Annotated in this window: 14 protein-coding genes; 1 reads left to right on the top strand and 13 read right to left on the bottom strand. The window is 40.0% G+C overall.

Annotated elements, in window-relative coordinates:
- Positions 1-5: 5 nt before the first annotated feature.
- The 8 genes from JKG61_RS10430 to JKG61_RS10465 all read right to left on the bottom strand — a co-directional run bounded on the left by JKG61_RS10430 (position 6) and on the right by JKG61_RS10465 (position 15,426).
- Positions 6-1,154 (bottom strand): hypothetical protein, encoded by a 1,149-nt coding sequence (locus tag JKG61_RS10430; RefSeq protein ID WP_202102923.1) that lies wholly within the window; start codon positions 1,152-1,154, stop codon positions 6-8.
- 191 nt (positions 1,155-1,345) lie between these two features.
- Positions 1,346-4,537 (bottom strand): sensor histidine kinase, encoded by a 3,192-nt coding sequence (locus JKG61_RS10435; RefSeq protein ID WP_202102924.1) that lies wholly within the window; start codon positions 4,535-4,537, stop codon positions 1,346-1,348.
- Between the two features lie 10 nt (positions 4,538-4,547).
- Positions 4,548-5,282, bottom strand: a complete 735-nt coding sequence (locus JKG61_RS10440) for a LytR/AlgR family response regulator transcription factor (RefSeq protein ID WP_202102925.1) — start codon at positions 5,280-5,282, stop codon at positions 4,548-4,550.
- A gap of 306 nt (positions 5,283-5,588) precedes the next feature.
- The gene (locus JKG61_RS10445; protein ID WP_202102926.1) at positions 5,589-8,288 is read right to left on the bottom strand and encodes a M14 family metallopeptidase; all 2,700 of its coding nucleotides are present in this window, start codon (positions 8,286-8,288) and stop codon (positions 5,589-5,591) included.
- A gap of 89 nt (positions 8,289-8,377) precedes the next feature.
- Positions 8,378-9,985, bottom strand: a complete 1,608-nt coding sequence (locus JKG61_RS10450; protein ID WP_202102927.1) for a RagB/SusD family nutrient uptake outer membrane protein — start codon at positions 9,983-9,985, stop codon at positions 8,378-8,380.
- A gap of 11 nt (positions 9,986-9,996) precedes the next feature.
- Complete coding sequence (locus tag JKG61_RS10455; RefSeq protein WP_202102928.1) at positions 9,997-13,476, bottom strand: SusC/RagA family TonB-linked outer membrane protein; 3,480 nt, start codon at positions 13,474-13,476, stop codon at positions 9,997-9,999.
- A 189-nt stretch (positions 13,477-13,665) separates the two neighbouring features.
- Complete coding sequence (locus JKG61_RS10460; protein ID WP_202102929.1) at positions 13,666-14,754, bottom strand: FecR family protein; 1,089 nt, start codon at positions 14,752-14,754, stop codon at positions 13,666-13,668.
- 87 nt (positions 14,755-14,841) lie between these two features.
- Positions 14,842-15,426, bottom strand: a complete 585-nt coding sequence (locus JKG61_RS10465) for an RNA polymerase sigma-70 factor (protein ID WP_202102930.1) — start codon at positions 15,424-15,426, stop codon at positions 14,842-14,844.
- Between the two features lie 271 nt (positions 15,427-15,697).
- On the opposite strand from JKG61_RS10465, the gene JKG61_RS10470 reads away from it, so the two are divergent.
- Positions 15,698-16,684, top strand: a complete 987-nt coding sequence (locus JKG61_RS10470) for a lipoate--protein ligase (protein WP_202102931.1) — start codon at positions 15,698-15,700, stop codon at positions 16,682-16,684.
- A 130-nt stretch (positions 16,685-16,814) separates the two neighbouring features.
- On the opposite strand, the gene JKG61_RS10475 is transcribed toward JKG61_RS10470, so the two are convergent.
- From JKG61_RS10475 to JKG61_RS10495, 5 genes are read right to left on the bottom strand one after another with little or no spacing between them, the layout of a single operon-like run.
- Positions 16,815-19,646 (bottom strand): M16 family metallopeptidase, encoded by a 2,832-nt coding sequence (locus JKG61_RS10475; protein ID WP_202102932.1) that lies wholly within the window; start codon positions 19,644-19,646, stop codon positions 16,815-16,817.
- Between the two features lie 12 nt (positions 19,647-19,658).
- On the bottom strand, positions 19,659-20,999 hold the full coding sequence (locus JKG61_RS10480) for a MutS-related protein (protein ID WP_202102933.1): 1,341 nt from the start codon (positions 20,997-20,999) through the stop codon (positions 19,659-19,661).
- Complete coding sequence (locus JKG61_RS10485) at positions 20,987-22,342, bottom strand: MutS-related protein (protein ID WP_202102934.1); 1,356 nt, start codon at positions 22,340-22,342, stop codon at positions 20,987-20,989. The genes JKG61_RS10480 and JKG61_RS10485 overlap by 13 nt, the downstream gene beginning before the upstream one ends.
- 15 nt (positions 22,343-22,357) lie before the next feature.
- On the bottom strand, positions 22,358-24,649 hold the full coding sequence (locus JKG61_RS10490) for a Gldg family protein (RefSeq protein WP_202102935.1): 2,292 nt from the start codon (positions 24,647-24,649) through the stop codon (positions 22,358-22,360).
- Between the two features lie 25 nt (positions 24,650-24,674).
- The gene (locus JKG61_RS10495; protein WP_202102936.1) at positions 24,675-25,604 is read right to left on the bottom strand and encodes an ABC transporter ATP-binding protein; all 930 of its coding nucleotides are present in this window, start codon (positions 25,602-25,604) and stop codon (positions 24,675-24,677) included.
- Between the last annotated feature and the right edge of the window lie 40 nt (positions 25,605-25,644).

Genomic DNA, 25,644 nt, shown 5'->3' on the forward strand with positions numbered 1-25,644 from the left:
AGCTATTAGTCTGGAATTCTATATACTTTTTTCACTTCCGAAAAGCTGTTCATATTGACACGTGCTGTAGTCGATATTGATCCTGGAATAAGCACATAACGAAAGGAATAGGTGTTATTGATTCTTACATTACTCGAGCGGATGGTAATCGATCCTACTCGAGCTACATATCCCATCTTATATTCTGAAGAAGTGTAGAACCACCCCTCCGATAGCTGAATAATCTCATAAGTTCCATGATTGTCTACCCGCGCATATACAGCGATCTGCCCGCGGTCAAAAATATCTTTAGTCAGCCTAGGTGCCTGTATAAAGAATGTCAACGAGTCACTTCTTGGAGTTATCCAATCACTATATATTACATTTGCACTTCCGGAGGCACCCTGTGGACCTCTCAGGTTCATAATGGCGCTTCCCCATATTGTTGTTTTAGGACCATAGAGATCGCCTGTTGTAATATGGATGTAGTAGTCTCCTGCAGTTCCTATATTAGGTGGAGGAGTGTCGGATCCATGCAGAATTCTAGCCCCGTTTGTTCCGCCTGTACCAGGCGTACCCCTGAGGTTGACTGGAATACCCCAGGATGTCGCTGATTTGGGACCGTAAAAATCGGACGTGCTTGTATCAAAATAAAAATCTCCAATATGTCCTATAGCAATAGTAGGGGCGTTAGCACCACTCAGTATCTGCGAACCAGCTGCACCGGTCGCTCCATTTAGTCCCTTCAAGCTGGTAGGGCTTCCCCATCCACCAGCAGACTTAGGTCCATAGAAATCTCCGGTTGACTTATTGAAATAATAGTCACCATAGGCACCTGTCGAAGTGGCCGGAGCGTTAGTCCCACTTAGTATTGTTGCTCCATTCAGGCCATCCGTGCCATTTGTGCCATTTGTCCCCGGGGTTCCAACAAGGTTCAAAGGTACACCCCATCCTGTTTCGGATTTAGGTCCGAATAGTTGTCCCGTATTCGTCTGTAAATAATAGTCGCCCATTACCCCCATATCAGTATTAGGTACGTTGGTACCGCTATGAATCTTAGCGCCATTCAGACCATCTAATCCTCTCGGACCCACATCGCCTTCTTTGGTACAGGCGTAGACGCAAAACACTAGCATCCATACCCCAAAACATTGTAAAAAAGAAAATCTCTTCATATCTATATTATTCGTCTATAATTTATTTTAAAAAGGCCCTTTGTCCCCTTTGGCTGCTTACAAAGAGAAAACAATTGCTGAAATCATTTTTATAGAATGAGCGGAAGGCTATAGTCTACGCGTGAATAGCGCATCTGGGTTAGTAAGGTATGGCAATTGTAAAATCCCTACCCAAAAAAAGAAAGGGTCAATTAGGAAATGGAGGGGAGCGTGATGATCACTTTAGCGTTATATTCTTCTTCTAGCGGATTTTTATCGATTTCTAGCGAAGCTTCGGGTACCGCCATTCTGCTATTGATCATCCGTAATCGTTCTTCTACCCCCTTAAGACCAAAAGAGCTCGTTTTAAAATGCTCGGCACCTACTTTATAGGAGACGTTAAAACCTACACCGTTGTCTAGGACAGCGATGACTATCTTTTGGTCCCTCTCGGTGACACTTACCAAAATTTTACCAAGACTACCGAGCAGATGCCTTACACCGTGATGAACTGCATTTTCGACAATGGGTTGAATCAGCATGGAAGGAATTTTTTTATTGCTTTCTTTCAGTGTTTTCTCTATTTTTATACTATAGCTAAATGAGCCGGAAAAACGTTCCTGTTCGAGGTCGAGATAGAGCTTGACCAATTGGAGTTCGGAAGCTATACTAACGACAGAAAACTGTGAGTTTTCTAATACAATACGACTTAGAGCGGCAAACTTATGTATCAACTTACTGGCACTTGTAGCATCCTGTTCTACAACATAGGCTTCAATCGAATTCAATATATTAAATATAAAATGGGGATTCATCTGCGAGCGTATGGCCTTCAGTTCACTCTCATAAAGCTGTTGCCTAAATTCGGACTCTAATTTTTCCTGCTTTTCAATTTCCAGTATCTCTGCTTGCTCCCTTATTTTACGTGCGTTTTGTTTTAATTCCTTTTGTAGGGTACGTGTAAACTTCTGCTGCAGACGGTTTATTTTCTTTTGATGCTGTATACGGTAGATCAGAAACAAAATTATAAGGAGAAAAAAGCTTCCCGTCGCCGCAGCCTTAAACCAGAAACTCTGAAACCATCGAAGTTGGATATGCACAGGGAGATGGATGCTTCCGTCTGACCAATATCCATTTTGATCGCTCACGCGCAGAGAAAACACATAATCGCCTCCTGGAACATTACTATATACGGCCTGTTGATATTCGTCTGCATCGATCCAATCCGCATCTATACCTTCTAACTTATACCGGTATTTTAAATTGCCGTCGCTCATCTGCATGGGGTTAGCAAAATGAAAGGTGAACGTGTTCTCCTGGGGCGATAGAATCAACTTGCCTTTTAGCAGGCGATAAGAGTTGTCTCGATTCATAATTTTGAATGTACTTATTACCGGCAGTATCTGTTCTTCGTATTTTTGCTCTATTGCGCTGATGGGTCCTTTCACCAAGCCCATATCGGTAGTCCATATCAATGCATCAGCATCGATATAAAAGTCTTTCACAGCTAACCATGCTGGAGGAGATATACCTTTGCCAGGATGCAGTTGTGAAAAAATTCCGTTTTCCGGATCGAACAACATCACACCATCCGCTGCTTTCATCCATATACGGCCTTTTAGATCTTCCTCTAGACGGTGCACATATATCCAAGGAAAGCGATTCAGGTCTTTTATATGCCTAAAATGGGTGCCATCCGACCTATCTATGATAGCTCCGATCCCCTGTTGGCTACTGCTGTACCAAAAAGTTCCTTGCTTATCAAGCATAAAGCAAAATACAGTATTGGATGCAATACCTGTTTTAGTCTTTTGATACATAAAATTTGTAAATTTCATGGTCGATTTATCTTCGATTCTAGCTGCACCAAATCCGTCCAGCCCCAACCATAAAGCTCCTTTAGCATCCTTGGCTACTGTGATCACTTTGTTGTTCACTAAGCCATTGCCCTCGCCATATAAAGAGATGGCCTGTGTACTGATATTATATTTATATAATCCAGAACTCCAAGAACCGATCCACAGCACACGGCTACCTGAAACGGTATCAGCTACAACTTTATTACAATCCGCTTTTTCGAAAGAAAAAGAGGGACCAACAATTTTCAAAGGGTTTAGCTGTTGGGTTTTAGTACTAAAGACATAAACACCTTGATCAAAAGTGGATAGATAGATACTATCTCCAACGACAGATACTTGACTGATGCTTAGATTTCTAAGTGGATATGTAGTTTTCCGCTGTTGAAGATCATAAGATAGCTCTCCTAACGCAGTCTTGGTTATGTACCATCGTGTATTCCCTACCTTAAAAATCCGCTCTATCGGTGCAATTTCAGAGGTGGGAATGAAATCTTTTATCCTGTTTAAGTGTCTGGAATAATAAAACAAACCATTGTTGGAACATATCAAATAGCCATTCGGTGTTTTTACTATCCTATTTATCTTTACTGGGAGTGGATCTTTTGGTGATATTTTATCCCAAGATATGAGCTCGCTGTGTTGGCTCGCCAGATCGTAACTATATATCCCCTTCTTATTGTGCGCTGCCAGTATTTTCTTCTCTTCCGGAAAGTAGGCAATGTCCGTAATTGTATTATCGTAAGGATTGTTGCTATACCCGATATTCAACATCTTTGTTTGAATGATCTGCTGTTGCCGGTTATGGATACTTATGAGGTCATGGTCGTAGTACGAGGCATATGCCCTATCCTCTATAAAGCATACTCCGCCAACTCCGTTTTCTCCGGAATTCTTCAGATCGTATGATTCTATTTTACCGGAGACGGGATCGTAGGAATATAGTCCATTGTACCGCGTGCCTACCCATAAAATCCCCTGTTGATCTTCCGTGATGCTATAAATGGTAGTATAGCGGTTCTTTTCTCTTCCTAGCTTTATTAGACGGATATGACTGGTAGCTATATCCAAGACCTGCAGATCTGTTTCCTGTCCACCGAAATAAACCTTTCCAACGGAACTATGTACCGCATATAGTTCTTGCTTCTCAAGGATACCATTGTCCACTTTTGCAGCATACGTAGTAATTGCCTCCTTTGACGACTTAGTCCGGTCATAACACAGCAACCCTTGATTATATGTGGTGATCCATATTTTGTTGTTCTCTCCTAAACTAATTTGTCCCAGGTCATTAGAAACGGAATTGCCTTCTGCTTCGTCAAAATTGACATTGAAAAACGAATGCCCATCGTAGTAGCTAAGCCCTTTATTGGTTGTAATCCACACAAGTCCCTGTTTATCCAGTGCTGCGTCCCGTATAATATTGCTTGGGAGTCCATCCTGTACCTTAAAATGTACATAATTATATATCCTCTCTTGTGCTATTACGATGGACATTGTACTTATCCACCCTGCAAGTATGAGTTGGATGATCGCTGCTCTACACATGGCTACCGTATTAAGATCGAAAGAGTCGATCGATCAGAATATTCTTTCTCGATGCAGAGACCTCTATCTCCGATCCATCAATGAGTTCAAGTGTTCCCCCATCCCCCTTTTTATACCGGACGACATACGTAAGATTAACAATTACGCTACGGCTGACACGGACAAAATGATCCTCTTGCAGCAGACCTTCAAATTCTTTAAGTGTCTTTGAAACAATAATCTTAGTACCTGTTGCAATATTGAATACCGAGTAATTGCTCATTGCTTCGACCTTTATAATCTCCTCTTTTTTGACAAAATAGATACCTTCTACAGTAGGAAGTGCTAATCTAGAATGCGCAATCCGTTCGCTAGGGATAATCACCTGTGCCAGTTTTCTTTTGGATTCAATCCGGACATTTAGCTTATTCAGTGCGCAGGCCAGTTCCTCCGGATTGACTGGTTTAAGAAGAAAATCTAATGCATTTGCCCTTAACGCATCTAGTGTGTAGGCATGGTAAGCGGTTACGAAAATGACCTCAAAATCAAACTGCCCCAGATTTTCCAGAAATTGAAAACCATTCATAACCGGCATTTCAACATCTAAAAATAGCACATCCGGTTTTAGATCCTGGATTTTAGCTAATGCTAATTGAGGATCATTGAAAACGTGTTCGACATATATTAAGTCAGGAAATACATTCAGTTTATGCATCAGCAAGCTGCTGCCCTTTATTTCATCATCTAAAATCACTGCCTTAATCATAATTGGTTTCTATTACTCTGTAGGAGGCATACCTGTCTCATGAAAAACTAATTATAATAAAGCTACTTAATTTTTTATTTATTTGATAGTATAGATGAGTGAATAACCCAGCAAAATGAGTCGGACGGTAGAAATAAAGAGTGGAAGAATGAGATAATAGGAAAAAGCTGATACTGGAGATAATCTATATTATACACTATCAAATGCATGATGCGATTTAATAGTAGCGATGTTCATATGACCCTAATAGACAAAGGCCTCACCTAGGTGAGGCCTTTGTCTATTAGGCTACGAAAGACTGTTCTCTTAATTGTATAATTGATTGAACAGCAATTTGAATGTGCCGTGGCTCTGTGCCCGATTGGTGATTTCAGGGCCGAACGCAAATAGTTTGCCTTTACCCAATAAAGCGACTAAACCTACAGATCCATCTTTTAGATATTGCTGCCCATGCGCCCAACCACTTAATAGCGGCTTTTCCGTTTGGAAACTTCCAATCGCATAGAGATCTTTTCGATTCTCAAGCTTAAATACTGGGCTATTATTAAAAACGACATTGATACTGGAATCCAAACCATAATTTTCAGCTAAAGAAACATCTAGATTTGCTTGGAGTATACTAGTCGGGATATAATATTCAGCGCTGGACAACGGTGTGTGTTTACCATCTTTTTCCGTTACGGCCAGTGGGTCGGTGACAGCTAGATTAAAGTGATAGACTAGTTCGGATGAAGAACCTACGGTAAGAATCTTTCCTCCGTTGTCGATGTATTTTTTAAGCGCTGGAATAGACTTTTCAATTGAAACCTGCCCCAATAAATGCTTATATTCCTGCGGAACAAGATCTACATCTGGTTGTCTGAATTTTGTAAGCTCATCATTCCTACCCGGAATACCCTGTCCGATAAATAATAGAATATCATAACTCTCTATACTACCATTGTCAATATCCTGAGGATAAAAGCAAGTGTATTCAAAACCATATTGTTCTAATATCCAACGCGTCCATCCCGAAGGCATAGAACCACCGTAGTGATCAAATAAACCTATTTTTAAGGACTTCACTTCAATTAAGTTTACTGGTTTTTTTGCAGCAACGTCGATCCGAAGCTCTAAACCATCAGATGCTTTTTTTAATTTATCTTTTAATCTGCCATCGACATAAAAGTTTTTAGAATTACCATCTCGATATACCTTCTCTCCTATATTTATAAGCTTATTCACGACTATAAAAGCATCGTTTGCTTTTGCATTGATAAGATATCCACCCTTGCTATTGGGAAGCACATTGCTGGTTATAGCGATCATTTCGCCATAGGGTAATCGTTGGAGCGGCCCCTCTACATCTTCATAAGAACGATCATAAGATACGCCCATCTGCATGGCTAATGTCCATCCTGCAGCATCGTATGGACGAATTGGAGGTCCCCCTTCGTATTGCGTATCATGTGGGTGATCCTGAGCTTCGAACATATCGATAACCTGTGGACGGAACGCCTGATTTGTTTTTATGATCAGTGATTTTTTTGGATATTTTTTTCCGTTATGGTTAAAGTCCTGTGTCGCTTGGTAGACGTATATCCCGGACTTGATCAAAGCGTTAGCGAATTTGACAGCTGTGCCGAAATCAGACTGATCTGCAGGTAATATGTACACCCGTGGATCTCTATTTTCGGGCCGGCGAAGAATGCTGTCAAAATACAAGCTTGGGATAGTGGTAAATCGGGTTTTTACGCTATTAGTTATTTTTTGTTTTTTCGTACTAATATCATCCTGATAGGCTTCTTTCATTTCCTCAATGTGTTTTGGAGACATTGTCCAGTAGTCTTTATTGCCTCTGTCAATAGAGTTCTTACCCATTTTGTAAAAGTTGTAAAGCAATTTATCTCCATTACGTGCAGCGTAGTCCAATATCCCCATATTCATCGATACAGAATAATCTATGGATTGATTAAAGTGCCACTTTTGAGGGTGTATGGGATTAGGTAATCCGTTTCTTGGAATTAAACGCTCAGGAACTAACTTAATCTCTGATGGTGTAGGGTTGCCTGTGGTTTCTGTCAGTATGCCTATCATGTTATGAAAATAGGGAGCAGTGCGCAAGCCACCATTCCACCAAGTAGAAAATGTAGACTGATCCATTCTGACATATCCCGGTTTGTCCTCTTCATTCAATCGGTTGATCATCGCAAAGCCTACTCCATCAATGCCTGTAACGAGAAGGGGGTCGTATACATAATTGAAAGGGTCCCGATAAGGGGGGCCAGCAACGATGGTCCCTGCGGGCGAAGTCTGGTGATGATTGTATACTATCTGTGGTAGCCAATCGACATACATAACCTTCGCTAGGTTGCTTGCTTCTTTCATGTTAAACATATAGAAGTCACGGTTATTGTCATGTCCAACGTATTTTTGATAAAGTCGTGGAATGGACATGTTTCTTTTATCCTTATTGATATACTGCATGTACCAATCGGCCATAAGATCTTGTCCATCGGGGTTCACATGCCACATCAATATAATCACTTTATCAAGATAGTTTTTTATTTCCTGGCTTTCGCTGGAAGCAAGAAGATATAACGTTTCAATAAGCTGATGGGAACCTACCATTTCATTAGAGTGCATACCGCCGTCTATCCAAACAATAGGTTTTCCCTCTTTGGCTAGCTTCCTGGCTGCTTCGTCCGTGAGTCCTTCTGCTCGTCCTAATGTTTGTGATATTGTACGATACTTGTCGATATGGGCCAGATTATCTGGAGAGGAAATCATTAACAGATATTGTTTACGACCTTCTTCGGTGAGGCCGGATTCTTGGATAAGGACTCTATCAGATTCTTTGGCTACTTTTATAAAATAGCTTTCCATCTGCTGATAATTAGCCAGTTGATAATCATCGCCGATGGAAAAACCAAAATGGGATTTAGGAGTGCTAATCTTTTGCGCCAGAACTTCCGCGTTCCATAAGGATAATACGAGGGCGCCTAATATTATATTCTTGATCTTCATCTTGTTTGTTTTTTTGTTAAGCCCGATAAATATATACTTTATTTATCGGGTATTAACTGTTTCGTGTTTTTGAATAGGGATTGATATGCCTATAATGGGTTCTGTAAACAAAGCGGATTCAATTCGGTCTCTTTCTCCGGCAAAACCCATTCCCAATCTTTGCTGTCTGCAGATCGAAAGCGGTTTGGCTCACCTATTACTGTTCCATTGCCATACATATTAAAATTGGATGCCAATGGATCTACATTTGTAGGCATAGTGGTCATGTTATTCGACCAGTTTCCTTGATTATAACCTGTTCGAGGCTTGGGGCCTCTGTCTAGTGGTAAATTCAGTCTTTTTAGATCTAAGAACCGGAATCCCTCCCCCCATAATTCCACCCGGCGCTGGAACATAATCTCATCGATTAGATTCACCCCCGTGTTTACTGATTTCTGATACTGCGGATCACGATGTTTAGCCAATGCAAAAAGTGACTCCACTGCTTGGGCGTCATGCCCTCCCGCACGTGCGTAACCTTCGGCAGCAATAAGCATCATTTCTGGTAGTCGCATAAACGGGATGTCTCTTTCTCCTGTGGTCTGTGGATCGGTTACTAAGAACTTATTGGCCATATAGTTCGCGTACTTAGAATTCGAGGACGGTGGAACCAATGGGCGCGGTGTCACCGTACGGTCTACTGCTTTTGGAAACCATATCGATTTACGTACATCGGTGTCGCTAATACGATCATATAAAAGACAATAAATCGCCCTTGGGGTATTTTGGTTATAGCTAATATTTTCATTAGACATATACCCATGAAAATGCGTCAGATTCTTGCCTTGGGATAGTAGCGGTTTTGATCCCCACAGCCATTCGCTGTTCGATTGATCGGCAAACCTATTGTCCAGAGTCTTGTATGTATCGGCCTGTAGCTGAGCACCTGATTTTTTGACTACCTGATCAGCCATTTGTGCCGCTTCCAACCACTTTCCTTGAGCCAATAATACACGTGCTTTTAATCCACGAGCCACGTGTACATCGATATGGGATTTATTAGACCTTTTTACATTGGTTGCATTCAACAGTGAGATAGCCTCGTCTATATCCTGATTTACTTGAGCATATACTTCTTCTACACTCGCTCTAGCCCGCGGCTCGGTCGAATTATCATTACGGAGTACAATGCCCATTTGTGTATTATTCACACCTGGCATATAGCGCGCTCCGTACATCTGAACCATAGTAAAATAACCAAATGATCTGTAGAACATCGCTTGTCCTTTTATGTTATTTTTCTCATTCTGCGCACCATCAATATGATCTATACGGTCAATAATCATATTGGCATTTGAGACAAAATACTGGAGCAGGCGGTAAAAGTGTTCAACACTACCTACGGTAGGTTTACGATGGGTTGCCCATTGTGCCTGGGTCTGAAACTGGGCATTGGAATACGTATATACCAGATCCTCTCCCATCATATCGTACCATATCATCAACATATCATATCCGCCATAAAAGGCCGTACCTGATAGGTCTGGGGTCCACATCAACTTGTGTAATCCGTTCACCGCCATCATAGCGGTTTTTGTATTGGTAAAGATGGCTTCCTCATCCACTGTTTCTGTAGATTTCGTTTCAAGAAAATCTTTCTGGCATCCCCAGAACAGTGTTGCTATTAAAGCTAATATCGGTAAGAATTTAATGTTCATTGTTTTTAAATTTAAAAAGTTAAATTCAGGCCTAGTGTAAATACTCGGGACGGCAAATAGACATCAGCGTTACCACTATATCCCGAAAAAATATTCTTACGTGGGTACATTCCCTGCCGCTTGCTAATCAGAAAAGCATTGTCTGCAGAGAAGTAAACACGTAATCCGCTGACATGATAGGTTTCTAATATTTTTTTAGGCAGTTCATAACTCGCCGTGACATTGGCTAATTCTAGCATATTCGAACTCACTAACCAACGGGTCGAAGATCCAGCATTCAAATCCACATCAGAAGCGTCGCCAAGACGAGGCACATCGGTGATATCCCCTGGTTGCTGCCAACGGTTTAAGATATCAGTATGCCTTGTCGATCCGATCAATGCCGATCCCGAGGGCCCGGTCATCATGTTATTATAACCGGTGTCATACATTGTGCCCCCCAACTGATAGTTGAACAATAGATTTAAAGCTATACCGTTATAGGCCAACCCGGTATTAAAGCCACCGGAGAAGGTCGGCATAGATACGCCTGACCAATCGTACATAGCCTCTGCTATGGTAGTTGTATAGTAGGTACCGTTTATATCCACGATAGAAGCCGACCTTTTTGCCGCATCAGGTTCTTCTAAATAGGTGTTCAGGACCTCTGCTGTAGGTATGTATATACTGCTTCCGGTAGCAGGATCTACTCCTGCCCACTGACGAAGATAGAACTCATAACGCGAATGTCCCTTCTCAATGCGGTGCATTCCGGAATTGTACGGATCGACGGGAAGTTCCGTAATCTTGTTTTTCAAATAGGTCACATTAAAGCCTATATCCCATACAAAACCATTCTTATGGATAGGTTGGCCATTTAAAGCCAACTCTAGCCCCCGATTATATAAACTACCTGCATTTTGATAGGCAAAGGTCAGTCCCGCATCCGGAGCCTGTGGCACCTTAAATAGGAGATTACTAGATTGTCTATTGAAAAACTCAATAGAACCCGATAAACGGTTTTTTAGGAGACCAAATTCCAAGGCGATATCACTGGAGTGCGAAACCTCCCACTGCAAGGAACGGCTATTCAACTCCCTATCGCGGATATAGCCAGGCTCTAAGCCGTTATCGGCAGGCACGTATGAAGCTTGCCATGCATAGTAAGTGCCAATATCATCGTTACCTACTCCACCATAAGAAGCGCGTAGTTTCAATAGATCAAATAGGCCTAAATCTTTAATAAAATGCTCTTGATCCAAGCGCCATCCGGCACCTATGGAAAAGAATGTACCCCAGCGATAGTCTTGATAAAATCTAGATGTACCGTCGCGCCGTACAGATGCCGATATCATATATTTATTGGCATAGTCATAGTTTACACGAGAGAGATAACCTTCCGTACGGTAGCGATCTGTTCTCGATGCTTGATCGCCCGGTACAGAATAATTCGGAAATTCGTAATTACCGTTGTCAAAACGTTGGTCAGACATCTTCGCCAGAAGATAATTGTATTCGTAATCATAGCTCTCATGTCCAGCTAAGATATCGATATGGTGCTGATCAATTTTTTTTGTATAAGAGAGTAATTGATTGAACGTCCAAGTCGTAGTAAAAGAATTGGATTTACTTATATTTCCACTGTTTTGTTTTTCGGGATAAACTACCGAAGCTGAGGAGTTCAGACGAGCGTCGGCACTTACCGACCCATTTGTAGTAAATTTAAGCCCATCGATAATCTGTATTTCAGCATATACTTTAGCATTCAGTAAATTACGCTTGTATCCGTCATATACGTTCTGCAGTTCTAGGACCGGATTAGTGCCTCCAACATAGTCGCGGCTTGGCGCAAACAGATTATCGGAGATTTCATACCCCGTACCAAAATCATAGATCCGATTACCCCTATTGTCCAGTATATAATCTTTAGTCACCGGATTGTGCATATGGATTGGGTAAATCGGACCTATATAACGCACAAATCGGAAGGGGTTGCTATTATTTCCAGAGCTTTCGTTCTGCAATCCACTCATATTATTGAGTACTCCGTTAATCATTCCGCCAACTTTTAAAAAGGAGGTAATTTTAGAGTTGATGTTACCGTTGATCGTATAGCGGTCAAATTTGGATCCGATGATGTATCCCTTTTCAGATAAATAGCCTGTTGAAAGATAGTAATCAGATTTTCCTGTTCCCCCACTTAGGTTGAGCGCCGCATCTGTACGCATACCTAGACGCTGGATAGATTTTAGCCAATCGGTATCTTCTCCCCACATAAAACTTGCATCGGGGTTTAGCTTGCCAGAAGCGTCAACAACCTGATTATCGGGTACATTAAAAGGGTTGTATTTTAGGTCATTGCTAATTAAGTTCTCAGCGGCGGCTTTATTTGCTTGTTCAAGCGTCATGCCATTTTTTAAAAGCATGTTGCGTGTGCTTTCCCAATTAACCAGAAGATAGTCCGCTACGCCTAGTTTCTTATAGTCACCTGTCTGGGGTGCAGTAAATCCCTGATTCAATTTGAAACCAACGGTCTGTTTGTCTTTTTTTCCTCCTTTGGTCTGAATGAGAATAACTCCGTTCGCTCCTCTCGCTCCGTATAAAGCAGCCGAAGAGGCATCTTTCAATACGGTTAAACTCTCTATATCTGTAGGATTGATTGTATTAAGAGGGTTGTCGTATGGCATACCGTTCACCACAATAAGTGGAGTAGAATTGACACTTGAAGAAATAGTGCCTATTCCCCGGATGTGAATAGTTGGATCGGAGCCCGGCTGCCCACTAGCCGTTGATACCTGTACTCCGGAAACCTCACCTAAAAGAGAATTTGTAACCGAGGTTAACGGTCTGTCTTTAAATTTATCTGCGTTCAATTGTGTCGCAGAACCTGTATAAGCACTCTTTTTTGCTGTACCGTAAGCAACGACCACCACTTCATCCAAATCATCCACTTTGAGTTGAAGTTTAATGTTATACTCTTTTTGTGTGCCGACGGATACACGATGTGGTTCATAACCTACAAAAGTTATTAATAGAACATCTCCATTTTTGGCTTGAACTGAAAACTCTCCTGCATTATTGGTAGAGGTGGTCTCGCCTTGAATATTTTGCACGGTAACTCCGGCGAGATACTCGCCTCCGGCTCCGACCACACGCCCTCGTACCGCACTCTGCTGTTGTTCAACAATAGGAGTTACAGGAGATGTTTTCTCTCCCCTCTTTTCTACGATTATACGCTTACCTCGAATTGCATAAGTAAGATTTGTATTTTCAAAAGTCTTTTTCAGTGCATCTTGCAAAGGAATATCCGTCAGGTTTAGTGAAATACTTCCTATATTTCTTATATCATTTTCTAAATACAAAAAATGATAACCTGATTGTTTACTGATGCTGGAAAAAGCATCTTTTAGACTCTTGTCTTTTAGCGTCAGATTTATGTTCTGTGAGTAGACAAAAGCGTTAACCTGGCTACTGCATAGCAACAGCGCAGCAATGGTTAGTTTTAACGTCATGATGGGCCTAATAAATCTATAGTTATTACAACAGAAATTTGTAATATATCTTTTATACATTCGATGTTAAGATTTCAAGGTTAGTAAAATGGTTTTTAATTTATATGGAATCTAGCTCATAAATCTTTAAAGCCAGATAGTTTTGTTTGTTCTTTTTTTTTTACGCGTTCTAAAGGGTATTTTGGCCACTCATCGAACGATACGTACCTCCTTTCCATGAATTTCAAATTTCACTCCACTTAGGATAGATAAGTCTTCCAACAGTTCGTCTAATGGTAGTTCTGTAGGATATGTTCCTCCGATCCGTTTGCCACCAAGTCTAACATCGGAAAGTACCGTTATATTATACCATCTGGATACCATTTTCATGACATCTAATAGTTCGAGATTATCAAAAGTGAAATACCCTTCTTTCCAAGAAGTCAACTGGTTAATGTCAAATTTTTGACGTATAGCCTCTTGCTTTTCGGTATCTGCAATCAATTCAATCCCAGGGCTTAGCTTGTGTTCTTTTTCGGCCATATAGAATTTAACTCCTCCTTCGATTAGCGAGGTCCGGATAATATTTTGTTCTTTATAAGCCTGTACGTTAAACTTCGTTCCGGTCACTTCGATTTCTCCTTTGCCAGCAAAAACATGAAATGGTTTTTCTGCATTATGAGCAATATCAAAATACCCTTCTCCTTGAAGATAGACATGACGGTGATCTTTTGTAAACGATTGAGGAAACCGGAGGATAGAACCTGCGTTGAGCCATACCGAAGATCCATCACTCAATACCACCTCTTGATGTTGCCTGCTGGGTACTTGTATGGTTAACCACATTTCGGACACATTCTTTCCCTCTCCTTGATGCAGAAGTCTTTCGATATCTGTTGGTGAGAGTTTACCTTCTAAAGTCTGTATTTCACCATTGGGTAATGTAATGGTGACTTTATCATTGCTGTAACTTTTTGCTTGGGCGATAATCTGTGAAGGCTCAACTACTGCGGTGTTCTTTAATCCAAAATGTAGGGTTCCAGCGATAAAGATTATGACAACAGCGGCAGATACACTCCAACGCATCCATTTAATCCGTGCTGGGCCTTGCTTTCGCAACATAGGTAATCCTTTTTTTATCAGCTTTTCGGTACGTTTCTTATGCAGCTCATCTTGCCAGTCCCAATCGCTTGCAAGAGGATTTTTGAGGATATGATGTTCGATCTGCTGGCATTCTTCCTGCGAGCATAATCCTTTGCTATATCTTTCGAGTAATTTTATGATATCCTCTTTGTTCATAATATAGGGATTTATCTTAGTCTATATTATGAAGAGTATGGCCGAATGCCAAAGTAGTAGATGAATCTGAATTTATTTTCTACCTACTCACAGCATATCAACTATTATGATGAAGAGCAGATAGGGAATATAATCTTCATCAATTTTAAGTTTAAGAATCTTAAGAGCGTTGTTGATCTGTTTCTTTACGGTTTTATCAGAGATATTTAAGTGCTGGGCAATTTCTAAATAAGAGAGATTGGATTTTCTGCTCAGCAGGAATACTTCTCTCATCTTTTCCGGTAGCTTGTTTATATGATTTTCTAAGATGGTATTCAGTTCTTTGAAATCTACCTGTTGCTCTGTAACAAGAGGTGATGTATTGTAGTGTGAGGTATAATATACGCGGTATTGCTCGCTTTTTAAACGTTCTTTTAACTGTTTGAATGCCAGATTGCGCGCCATGATAAAAAGAAAGGATTTAAGCGATTTAATTTGCGGAATGCGCTCACGGATAGCCCATAGATCTACAAAAGTCTGTTGAACAACATCAATGGCATCATCTTCATCAGGCAGAATTCGGATAATTTGTTTGAATAACTTTTCCCAATATTCATCATATAAGGATTCGAAATCATTCCGTTCGCTCGCTTCTTCGGCCTTCAATTTGAATAAAGATACAACAGTTCCCATTGTTTGATTTCGCTGCTATTTGATATGTTGGTTAGTACTTTTGAAAGGCAATTTTACAAAAGATTAATAACTATTCAAAACCTTGACTTATTGAAAATGTCGTCTGAAAACTGTGTTATAATTAAATCTTTCTTTGGTAAAGCACTGTGTCCTTCCTAAATAACTTATAATATATACCACCTTTATTCTGGTATTTATACAGGGGATATTTTTATTAAAGTCATAGTCCGTAGGAAGATTTTGAGTAGTTTTGAGCTATACGTATATTATCATGCTAATTATCGATTCTACTTCTAATAATGCTTATTTTAATATTGCTTTAGAGGAATATTTATTATTCAGATACCCTACTGAAGTTATTTTTTTATTATATATTAATGCTCCTTCTATAATCGTTGGAAAGTTTCAGAACACGTTGGCAGAAGTTAATCTGGAGTATGTTAAGGAGAAAGCCATAAAAGTTGTCCGCCGGATGTCTGGTGGAGGTGCTGTATATCATGATTTGGGAAATTTGAATTTTTCTTTTCATACCAAATGGAATGAGAAGGAGTTTATGGATTTCACTAAGTTTACTGAGCCTGTACTCCAAGTGCTGCATCAATTTGGTATTCCCGGCCGATTGGAAGGACGAAACGATCTATTAGTGGATGGCAGAAAATTTAGTGGTAATGCAAAGCTTGCTAAAGCTGGGAAAATGATCCAACATGGAACTATACTGTTTGATTCGGATATGAGTGTATTGTCTGATGCTCTAAAAATAAATCCGTTGAAGTACCGTGATAAGGCAGTAAAGTCTAACCGGTCACGGGTAATAAATCTTAGAGAATATGTCTCCGCTGCTGTGACCATTGATCATTTGAAACAAGCATTGATTGATCAGATGATAGTTAATAACACAGAGGCCACTATCTATGAGCTTACTGAGAAGGATCGGAATAGTGTGGAAAGACTTATTAGTGAAAAGTATGGTACATGGGACTGGAACTTTGGTTTCTCTCCAAATTACAGCTTTAAAAATGCAATCAAAGTTCCTGCTGGCTATATAGAACTCCATTTAGATGTATTACAAGGGGGGATCATTGACGCGGTAAAGATCTTCGGCGACTTTTTTGCATCAAAGCCTATCGAAGATCTGGAAGAGATGTTTATTGGAATGAATCACAATGTGGACGATATCCGCTTTTTGTTAGCGTCAATTGATCTTGCTTCTTACTTTGGACCAGTGACTATAGATGAAATTATAGCATTATTTAAGTAAGCAGAGTTGTTGATGGCAACAAAGGTAGGTGTGAAGATATGAAGTGACTTATATAGTATAGAAAGAGTAAAGGGCGATATCATTTTTAATGATATCGCCCTTTATTAAACACCCCACTTGATTTTATAACCTATAACTCTGGTAATAGAATAAAGCTTTTCATTTTTGATGTGTTAAGATATTCTTTGGCATACTTTTTAAAACTTTCTGCATTAACAGCATTTATTTCATCTGTTATTTGCAGAATATTGGCTAAAGGTTTGTCTTGTTGTAGATGATATTGAATCTGGGACAACCAATAGTCATTTCGTTTGAGCCGTACCTCATGTCCTCTTGCAAACTCTGTTTTAAACTTAACTAGTTCATCGGGTTTGGCTCCATGGATAGCAAGTTTTTGAAACTCGTCGTTGACAGCCTCAATGAGAAAGTTCACTTGACTTGGTGAACAAACGAAACCGACTCTTAGATCGTAGCGTTTATGTTGACTGTTAAGATTCAAGCTAACCCAAGGAGAGTATACTTGATTTTCTTTTCCCCTTAATCGTTCCGTCATGCGGAATTTAAGAACGTCACGAAGTGCCGTCATGTTTCCGATCAATTCATCCGTGGCGGTATAGTTGCCGTCGAAAACAAGTGTTACCGTTGCTTTGTCAGTTTTTCCTTTTCGTATTGTTTTCGAAAAGGGACCCACCGCATACTGATAGTCGATGTAGTTGGTCTCTTCATTAGAATTTGTTGTAGGCAAACTCGCTAAATACTGCTCAACCAAAGGTTTGATCTTTTCCAATTCAATACTTCCTACGATTACAAATGTAAAGTTAGATGCATCGGCAAACCGCTCTTTATATATTTCCAACGAGCGTTTTGGCACGATCGAACTAACGCGACTGTCACTTGATCGGGATTTTCTAAAATGATTACCGTATTGAATACTTCGTATAGAATCTGCATATACGTTGGCAGGTCGGCTATGACGTTTTTTTGCTCTGCTTTCAGCTTCCTTGAGAACAGCAGGCATTACATCCATGTCCAGCCGCGGTTGGGTAAACTGAAGATGAATAAGCTGCATACAGGCCTCTAAGTCTTTTTTGCTGCTACTAGCACTAATACCCTCCTCGTTCTCTCCGATGTAAGGATTTACTTTCATGATCTTTCCAGTCAGCACACGTGATAGGGTTTTATGATCCATATCTGCAATCCCAGAGTGGGACAGCACACCTACGGCATCAATGGTAGACTGATAGTCTTCGTCTGAATAGAGTGAACTGCCCCCTGGGCTATAAGCCGATATCAGTAATTGATCGTTGCGGTACGTAGTAGGTTTTAAAACGACGGTTACGCCATTGCTAAGTTTCCAAATGGTAATGCCTATTGTATCATTTTGTGTCTGAGAAATGACTTGTCCTGCTTTAGGAAGGGTCTCCATGAGTTTTCTAGATATTTTTTTCTCCTTCTCAAGGGTAAGTACTTCGCCATTAACTTCCGCTTCCCAGTTTTCGATGTCAGAAATGGTTGGTAATGATTCTTCTTCTAATGTAGGCGCAAGTACGAAAATGTCTTTATTATCAGTTGTGTAAAACCTATCAATTGATTCTTTGAAGTCATCCAACGTAAGCGAAGTTACGTGTTGCGTGTAAAAATTATGGTAGAAAGATGCACTGGGATAAGGTATTTCTTTTAAAAATGCATTAACATATACATTAATATAGCTTTGTGAGCTTACTTTATCACGCTCGCCATACTGATACTCCTGTCGTTCTATAAATGATGCCTTAGCCCTATCCAGTTCCACTTCGTTGAATCCCAACTCTTTCACCTTACGGATTTCTCGAAATAAGCTTTTGTAGCCTTTCTCATATTCTCCAGGATTGAAAGTTACCGTTAGACTTGCGGATCCTAGTCCGGTAAATATCGATTCTATTGCAGCCCCCGCAGAAAGAAACGGTAGTTCGCTTCCGCTTCTAAGATCATTGATCCTATTGGCAAGCATAGTATTAAAAAGGCTATTTACCATTGATCGGTGCAGATCACCTTCCGTATGTATTCCTTTTTTTGTGTTGAACTTCCGCAATATCTGAATGGTAGTATTGGGTATCTCATCGTCTAAAATCATTTGATAGTGTTCTTCTTCTCTTTTAGGGATAGAGATTTCCTTAAGTTCTGGTGCATTACTTGGATTCTTCAGATCTGCAAATCGCTTTTTGATCTCTTGTTCCATCATTTTAGGATCAAGATCACCTACTACAATGATAGCTTGAAGATTGGGTCTATACCATGTGTCGTAAAACTGTTGTAAATCTGAAGCTTTAACTTGTTTAATGACCGATTCTATTCCTATTGGTGATCTTTCTGAATATGGTGCACCGTTCAGCATAGTAGGTAGAGATTGTTGGCGTATCCGTTGATCTAAACCCTGACGCTGTCTCATTTCGGCGAGGATCACTCCCCTTTCGGAGTTTACAGCCTGTTCGGTGATCAATACGCCCTGAGCCCAGTCCTTAAGAATCATTAAACCAGAGTCCAATAGTCCTTTATTATAAGAAGGTATGGGTAATTGGTAAACGGTTTCATTATAACTGGTATAGGCATTTAGGTCTGCACCAAACTTGACTCCGGATAATTCTAAAAAATTAATAAGCTTATCTTCCGGAAAGTTTTTTGTGCCTCTAAAAGCCATATGTTCTACGAAATGAGCGATTCCTCTTTGATTTTCAGATTCTTGTACAGACCCGATCTTATTGACAAGATATAGCATGGCGCGTTGTTCTGGCATCTTGTTATGACGTATTATATAAGTCAGACCATTGTCCAATACTCCACTGATCACTGCGCTGTCCGATACAATTGTCTTTTGATCCAAGTCTGCTTGATTGACTTTCTTGCCATTGCACGACACAATACAGAGCAATGCTAGAGCTATAATGCTCAGTTGTGGTAAATATTTATAGAGTGATTTATTCATAGTAGATAGTTTTCAAATTGTATTCTTATTTTCAAATAGTTCTAGGATTCCTTCCTCTCTAATGATCATCATACCATGGCGGTCGTCAGAGATTCCATCCTTGCTCTTGTAGGTATAGGTCGCACTACTTCCCGCCATAATGGTAGGCATATAGCGATATTGGATCTTACTGCTTTTCTCTTTTAATGCCATGCCAACTTCCACGATGTGGGTAGATATGACAAATAGACAATTAGCATATTCAGTCAGGTGTTCTGTAATTTGTAATGTCGCATCATATGCATCTTTTACATTAGTTCCTTTGAATAGCTCGTCAAAGATGACCAGCAACCTCTTACCAGAAGCGATCTCTTCTGCAATAGATTTGACACGCATTACCTCTGCATAAAAGTGGCTGTACCCTTTTTGAATATCGTCAGGGAGATTGATAGAGGTGAATATTCCGTCAAATATGCAGAATTTCATTTCGGAAGCCGGAACAGGAAAGCCCAGTTGTCCAAGGTATAAACATATGCCTATCGTTTTCATCCAAGTTGATTTGCCCGCCATATTGGCTCCTGTCAAAAACAATAGGTTTTCTTGACTATGCAGGGATAATGTATTTCCTATGGCATTTGGTATCGTGGGATGGAATGCCTCTATGAGCTCTAGGGATACTTTGTTCTCGTCGCTTAATGTGGGAAAAGTAAAATTTTTCTCATAAGCTACTTCCGCTACAGCAATATAAAGGTCCAACTCGTGACATACATCTATCAGTTGTAGAATATTGGCATGTTGATCGGTACGTAAAAAACGTTCGTGATTAAATTGTGACTTTAAAGTAGACGTTATCGGAGAATGTTGCATCAATGGTACGATCTCCCAAAAATTGGAAAATAGCTTACACATCTCTTCAATATAGGGTGATTCTATGTTTTCTAACGTACTTTTAAACCACGTTTTAAGCAATAAAAGTGTTTTTATACTATTCTCTACTTGCTGCTTAATATATGTAGACTCTTCCTGTGCTCCAATCCAAGCCTGCGTTTGTCTTTTGGCAAACTGCGCGAATAGAGACATAGGACTGGTTGAAGGGTAGCTTTTAATAAACAGCTCAAATTCTTTAAAATCGGATGAATCTACTGGAAAAACAAGTGCTTTGCCCACAAGAGACTGTATACGTTCTTGTCTTTTTTTGATGGCGAATCTTTCCTTCAATGGATGGATAAGATAAGACTCTAAGAGCAATTCTCCTCCTTTTGTCTTGGTACGACGAAACAATGTGTATAGTGATCCGGTAGAATATTTACCTAATATCTGTAGGTCGTCAGTTGTTTGTTTGTCCGTTGCAAAATTACTAATTATTTGATCCATGTCTCTCCTCCTTTTTTACCGTTCGCTAAGATGTCTAAGATATTTTCGTTCTGAATGATCAGCATCCCATGCCTATCAGCTGTTACACCTTCTTCCAATAGGTAAGGATAGGTAGGTGTATTGTCTTCCATTACAGTAGGCATATAGGCATAGAAGATGTTGGAAGCTGTTTTTTTTAGCTGGTCGGAGGCTTCTATTATATGTGTGGATACAACAAAAAAGCTATTCTTGAGGGTAGCATAAAGGCTTGTAATAGCTACTGTAGCCTCATATGCATCTTTAACATTAGTACCACGAAATAATTCGTCAAAGATTACAAACAGTCGCTTTCCAGCTGCCACTTCCTTAGATACCTGTTTTACGCGTAGTACCTCCGCATAAAAATGGCTATGACCTAGCTGTAGATTGTCGGCTAGGTTGATGGTACTAAATATTCCATCAAAAAGAGTAAATTCCATCGATTTAGCAGGTATTGGCAGACCGATGTGAGCTAAGAATATATTAATACCAAGGGATTTCATAAAAGTGGACTTACCGGCCATGTTGGCTCCCGTAAGAAACAGTACTCTTTTTGAATCATCCATTTTTAGGTCATTTCCAATAGCAGCCGGTATCAAAGGGTGGTAAAACCCTTTGATATCGACGAGCATGTCATTTTGATGAATGAGTTTAGCAAAAGAGAAGTTGTGGTCCAAGGCTACTCTCGCTAATGCGATATATGTATCTAGATGATATACATATGTTAATATCTCGTTTATAGCATTAATATTTGTAAAACGTATATAGCGATCGAGATATACGAGCTGATCAAAGTTGTACTTACCCTTAGCCATAAGTGTTAAGGCTTCTTTAAAGGTAGGTTCCGTAAGAATTTTCTCTATTTTATTTTGCTGATCACGAAAGAGACCGTCAGGGAAATTAGGAGCTAGTTTGGGAATAAATTCCAGGAGACTAGCTAAGGTTTTCCCTAACATATGCAATGATTTTTGTTTGCTTTTTATGACTGTATCTGCCCCTAATAATTGGTTGACCTTACGTTCTAAACTTATTGTGCTATTATCCAACAGAGTTCGGTGATCTCTGTCTTCCAAGTAAGGTGTAAAAGCGTCAAAAGCTGCACTATCCATCGGAAACTCGGCACCTAGTTCATAAAAGAACTTAATAATATTAGTACGCTGTTCTATTTCCAAGGCACCAGTCTTCGGGTATTCAAACATTTGTGCCAGTAAGGAAGCTCCTCCCTGAGTATATGTACGATTGAACAGTGCATAAATGGATTGCATACCACTTTTTCCGAAGATCTGCAGATCATTTAGCGTCTGTTTATCAGTGTTTAATATCATATTTACAGTTTTTATTTACCTTCCTTTTCTGCGTATCCAGATCATAACTCCCACCAATGCCAGAAGTAACGGGAACCCGATTTTTAGCGTATTCTTCAATACACCCCAGGTGTTGCTATGTTTTATTTTAACATCTATTGCTGGGGCAATTCGCATATCTATGGGCACCTCTCCGTCAGAAAGCCATTGGAAAGCTGAGACTATAAGAAAATAATTGGCCGCTCGTACTTTGGGTCTTCTTATTCCGAGTTCTCCATTACTAAGCCAATCCGCATCACCAGTTACCAGTATTTTTTGCTGCTTATCGTTAATAGTTCTTGTAAGTGCCATTACGGTTGAATACTCATCTTCATTTTCGCCATGCTCAATATCCATCGTGGGGAGATTGTCTTTATTGTCAAATTTGTTCATCTCTTGCCAAACTCCGGTGGGCTCTGTTCGAAATAAAGTTGTAGCCTCAAAGCCCTTACTTGGATCAAATTGAAGTGCAGCTGCTGATGGCATGGTGAGTACATACTTCGATTTTTTCATTTCGTCCAGATGGTAGGAAAATTTAGCTGCTTCCTCGGTAGGTTTGAGTAATATGAGATCATTTTGTATTTCTTCATCAGCATGTGCTAAAGTTCCAGGCAAGAAGGTAACTCCGATATCTTCAGTGATTGCATTCATCTGTTGGATAACATCTGGCTCACCGGCAATAACCATGTTGCCTCCTCTATCGATATACCTTTTTAGGTTTTGAAGTTCGGTTGGCGAGTAAGGGCGACGAGGCTCTGCAACGACCAATATGCGTATATCATTGGGGACTTCCCGCGCTAGAGATACACTGTCAAATTCAAAACCTTGATTGATTAAAGAGTGTCTAAAGGTTTTTTCTTCGATAATCATATTGTAACCTACATCTTGATTGGATGCACTCTCCCTTTCGCCATGTCCCCTCACAAAACCAACTTTAGGCAGATCCATCACTAGCCTTTTAAACGCTGCCGTAATTTCTGCTTCGCTGGGATGTACTTGCATATCATTAAAAATGCGTAAGAAAGTACGTTCCCCGTTCTCTCTTTCCAGTAAGTGGACGAATCTGAAGTTTTCGCCGCTTAAATCAACTTCATCTGCGATTTCATCATACCTTTTGATGGGAAAATCCCAGTTATTAAGCAAACGGAGAGAATCTAGACGTTCGTCATCATTAAGTTCGGGAAATCGGGTTTCTAAATAAGGATAGTCACCACGATGATAATAATAGTGGTGTTTTACTTGTATATCAGGTTTAAAACGCAAGTATTTTTCAAAGCGCTCGACTTCCCGCTTGTAAAATTTGGGTAATGCATATGAATAGTTTTTTTCCAGCATATTGACATAGGTATGTATCGTAAGGGGGCCAGTCATCTTCTCTACTACTTTTTGACTTCCTTCGCGTAGTGTATTTATCTTAGCATAGGTAGCATCATAATAAGTTTTAAATTTTGGCATAGAGCTGAAATACCCCAAAATGCAGACTACTACTATCGTCGCTCCATATTTTAGCATAGTAGATACTAAAGGAGATTTTTTCCTTTCTAGCTGAATTTTGATAATACTAAAGGTTAAAAAAAGAGCGATCACAATCAGAAAATAAAGTACGTCTTCTGAAGTGATCAAACCAGATATAAAAGTATTGCTCCGGCCGCCGATAGCTATCCAATAAGTGATATCCCGAAGTAAAGGTATTTCTTGCCACCAACCTTTCATCAGGTTGAGCAACGCTAATATTCCTAGGGTACCGATAGCTGCAACCACCGTATAGGAAGTTACTGAAGACATAAATAGGCCTATAGCAGCGTATGCGCAAATCAATAAAAACAAACCCAGAAGGCCGGTAAGCACAGTTGCATAATCAAAGTTTTCTATGGAAATAGCACCATGAAGACAGAATATTCCCAAAATACCGATCAGGGTTAATGCGAATACAATAAGTGCCAGGTACTTGCCAAATACTATTTGATAACTATTTATTGGTGAGGAGTATAATAGCTTGATTGATCCGCTGTTGTACTCACGGCTTACCACGCCCATAGTTAATAAGGGAATGTAAAGGTAAAGATAGGTTTGGATACTTATTAAGAAGCCTCGAGGCGAGCTATTAAACACAGCGTAGGTAACATTGTTTAAGTCTTGTCCCAGTATTTGCCTTCTAGCGAAAAGATCAAAAAAGCCAGTGTAGACAATTGCTGTCTGTAATGCGAAAATTACCAGTATCAGCCAAGCAACCGGGGAATAGAAAAGCACTTGTAACTCTGCTTTTGCAATTTTAAGTGTAGTTTTCATGTAAGTTCGTATTATTTAGTTTGAGTTAAGCTCTTTTCTTAGATAACTCCGCGAAAATATTTTCTAGTGAATTTTTTTGTTCTGTAATCTGTAATAGCTGCCATCCCTTTTCTACAGAGAGCTGCACGATCGTGCTAATTACTTGTTTAGGGTCACCGGCATATTGAAGTACATAATCTATTCCTCCCAGGTGTTGTACATCCACTATAGCTGAGATGATAGAAAGCTCTTCTTTTGAAGGAAGCTGTCCAAAGCTTACAATTATACACTGAGGCGTTATATAGGAATCGAATTCTTGAATCGGACCAGAGAAGATCATCTGCCCATCGTTAATCATCCAAATATAATCGCAAAGGGCTTGTACTTCCTGTAAAATGTGCGTTGAGAGGATGACAGTTCGTTCTTTGGCGATATCTTTAATGAGCTTCCGGACCTCTAGTATCTGATTGGGGTCCAGACCATTGGTGGGCTCATCAAATATCACAAATTCTGGTTTATGGATTATGGCTTGCGCTATTCCTACGCGTTGCTTATACCCACCCGATAAATTTTTTATTAGTCTTTTCTTGAAGTGCGTTAAAGAACAACGTTCCATAACCTCTTCCACAGCGCCAGGAATAACATCTTTGGGCATAAGTCTTAGTTCTGCGGCATAGGTCAAAAACTCCTCTACTGTCAATTCCGCTTGTACAGGAGGGATCTGTGGTAAGAAACCTATCTTCTTTTTCGCATTTACGGCATCTTGTTGTAGGTTTATTCCTTTGATAAAAACCTCCCCCTCTGTTTGTTTGAGCACACCACACATGATGTTCATAATCGTAGACTTGCCTGCTCCATTGGCGCCAAGAAGACCATAGATACCTTTACGTGTTACATCAATGTTAATATCTCGAATTGCCCACTGGACGGAATAACGATGTGACAATTTCTCAATTCTTACAATAGATTTATTCATAGTGTTTTGTTAAAATTTGAAAATAAGAGATCAATAACCA

Source organism: Sphingobacterium faecale, assembly GCF_016746095.1.
GTDB lineage: Bacteria > Bacteroidota > Bacteroidia > Sphingobacteriales > Sphingobacteriaceae > Sphingobacterium > Sphingobacterium faecale.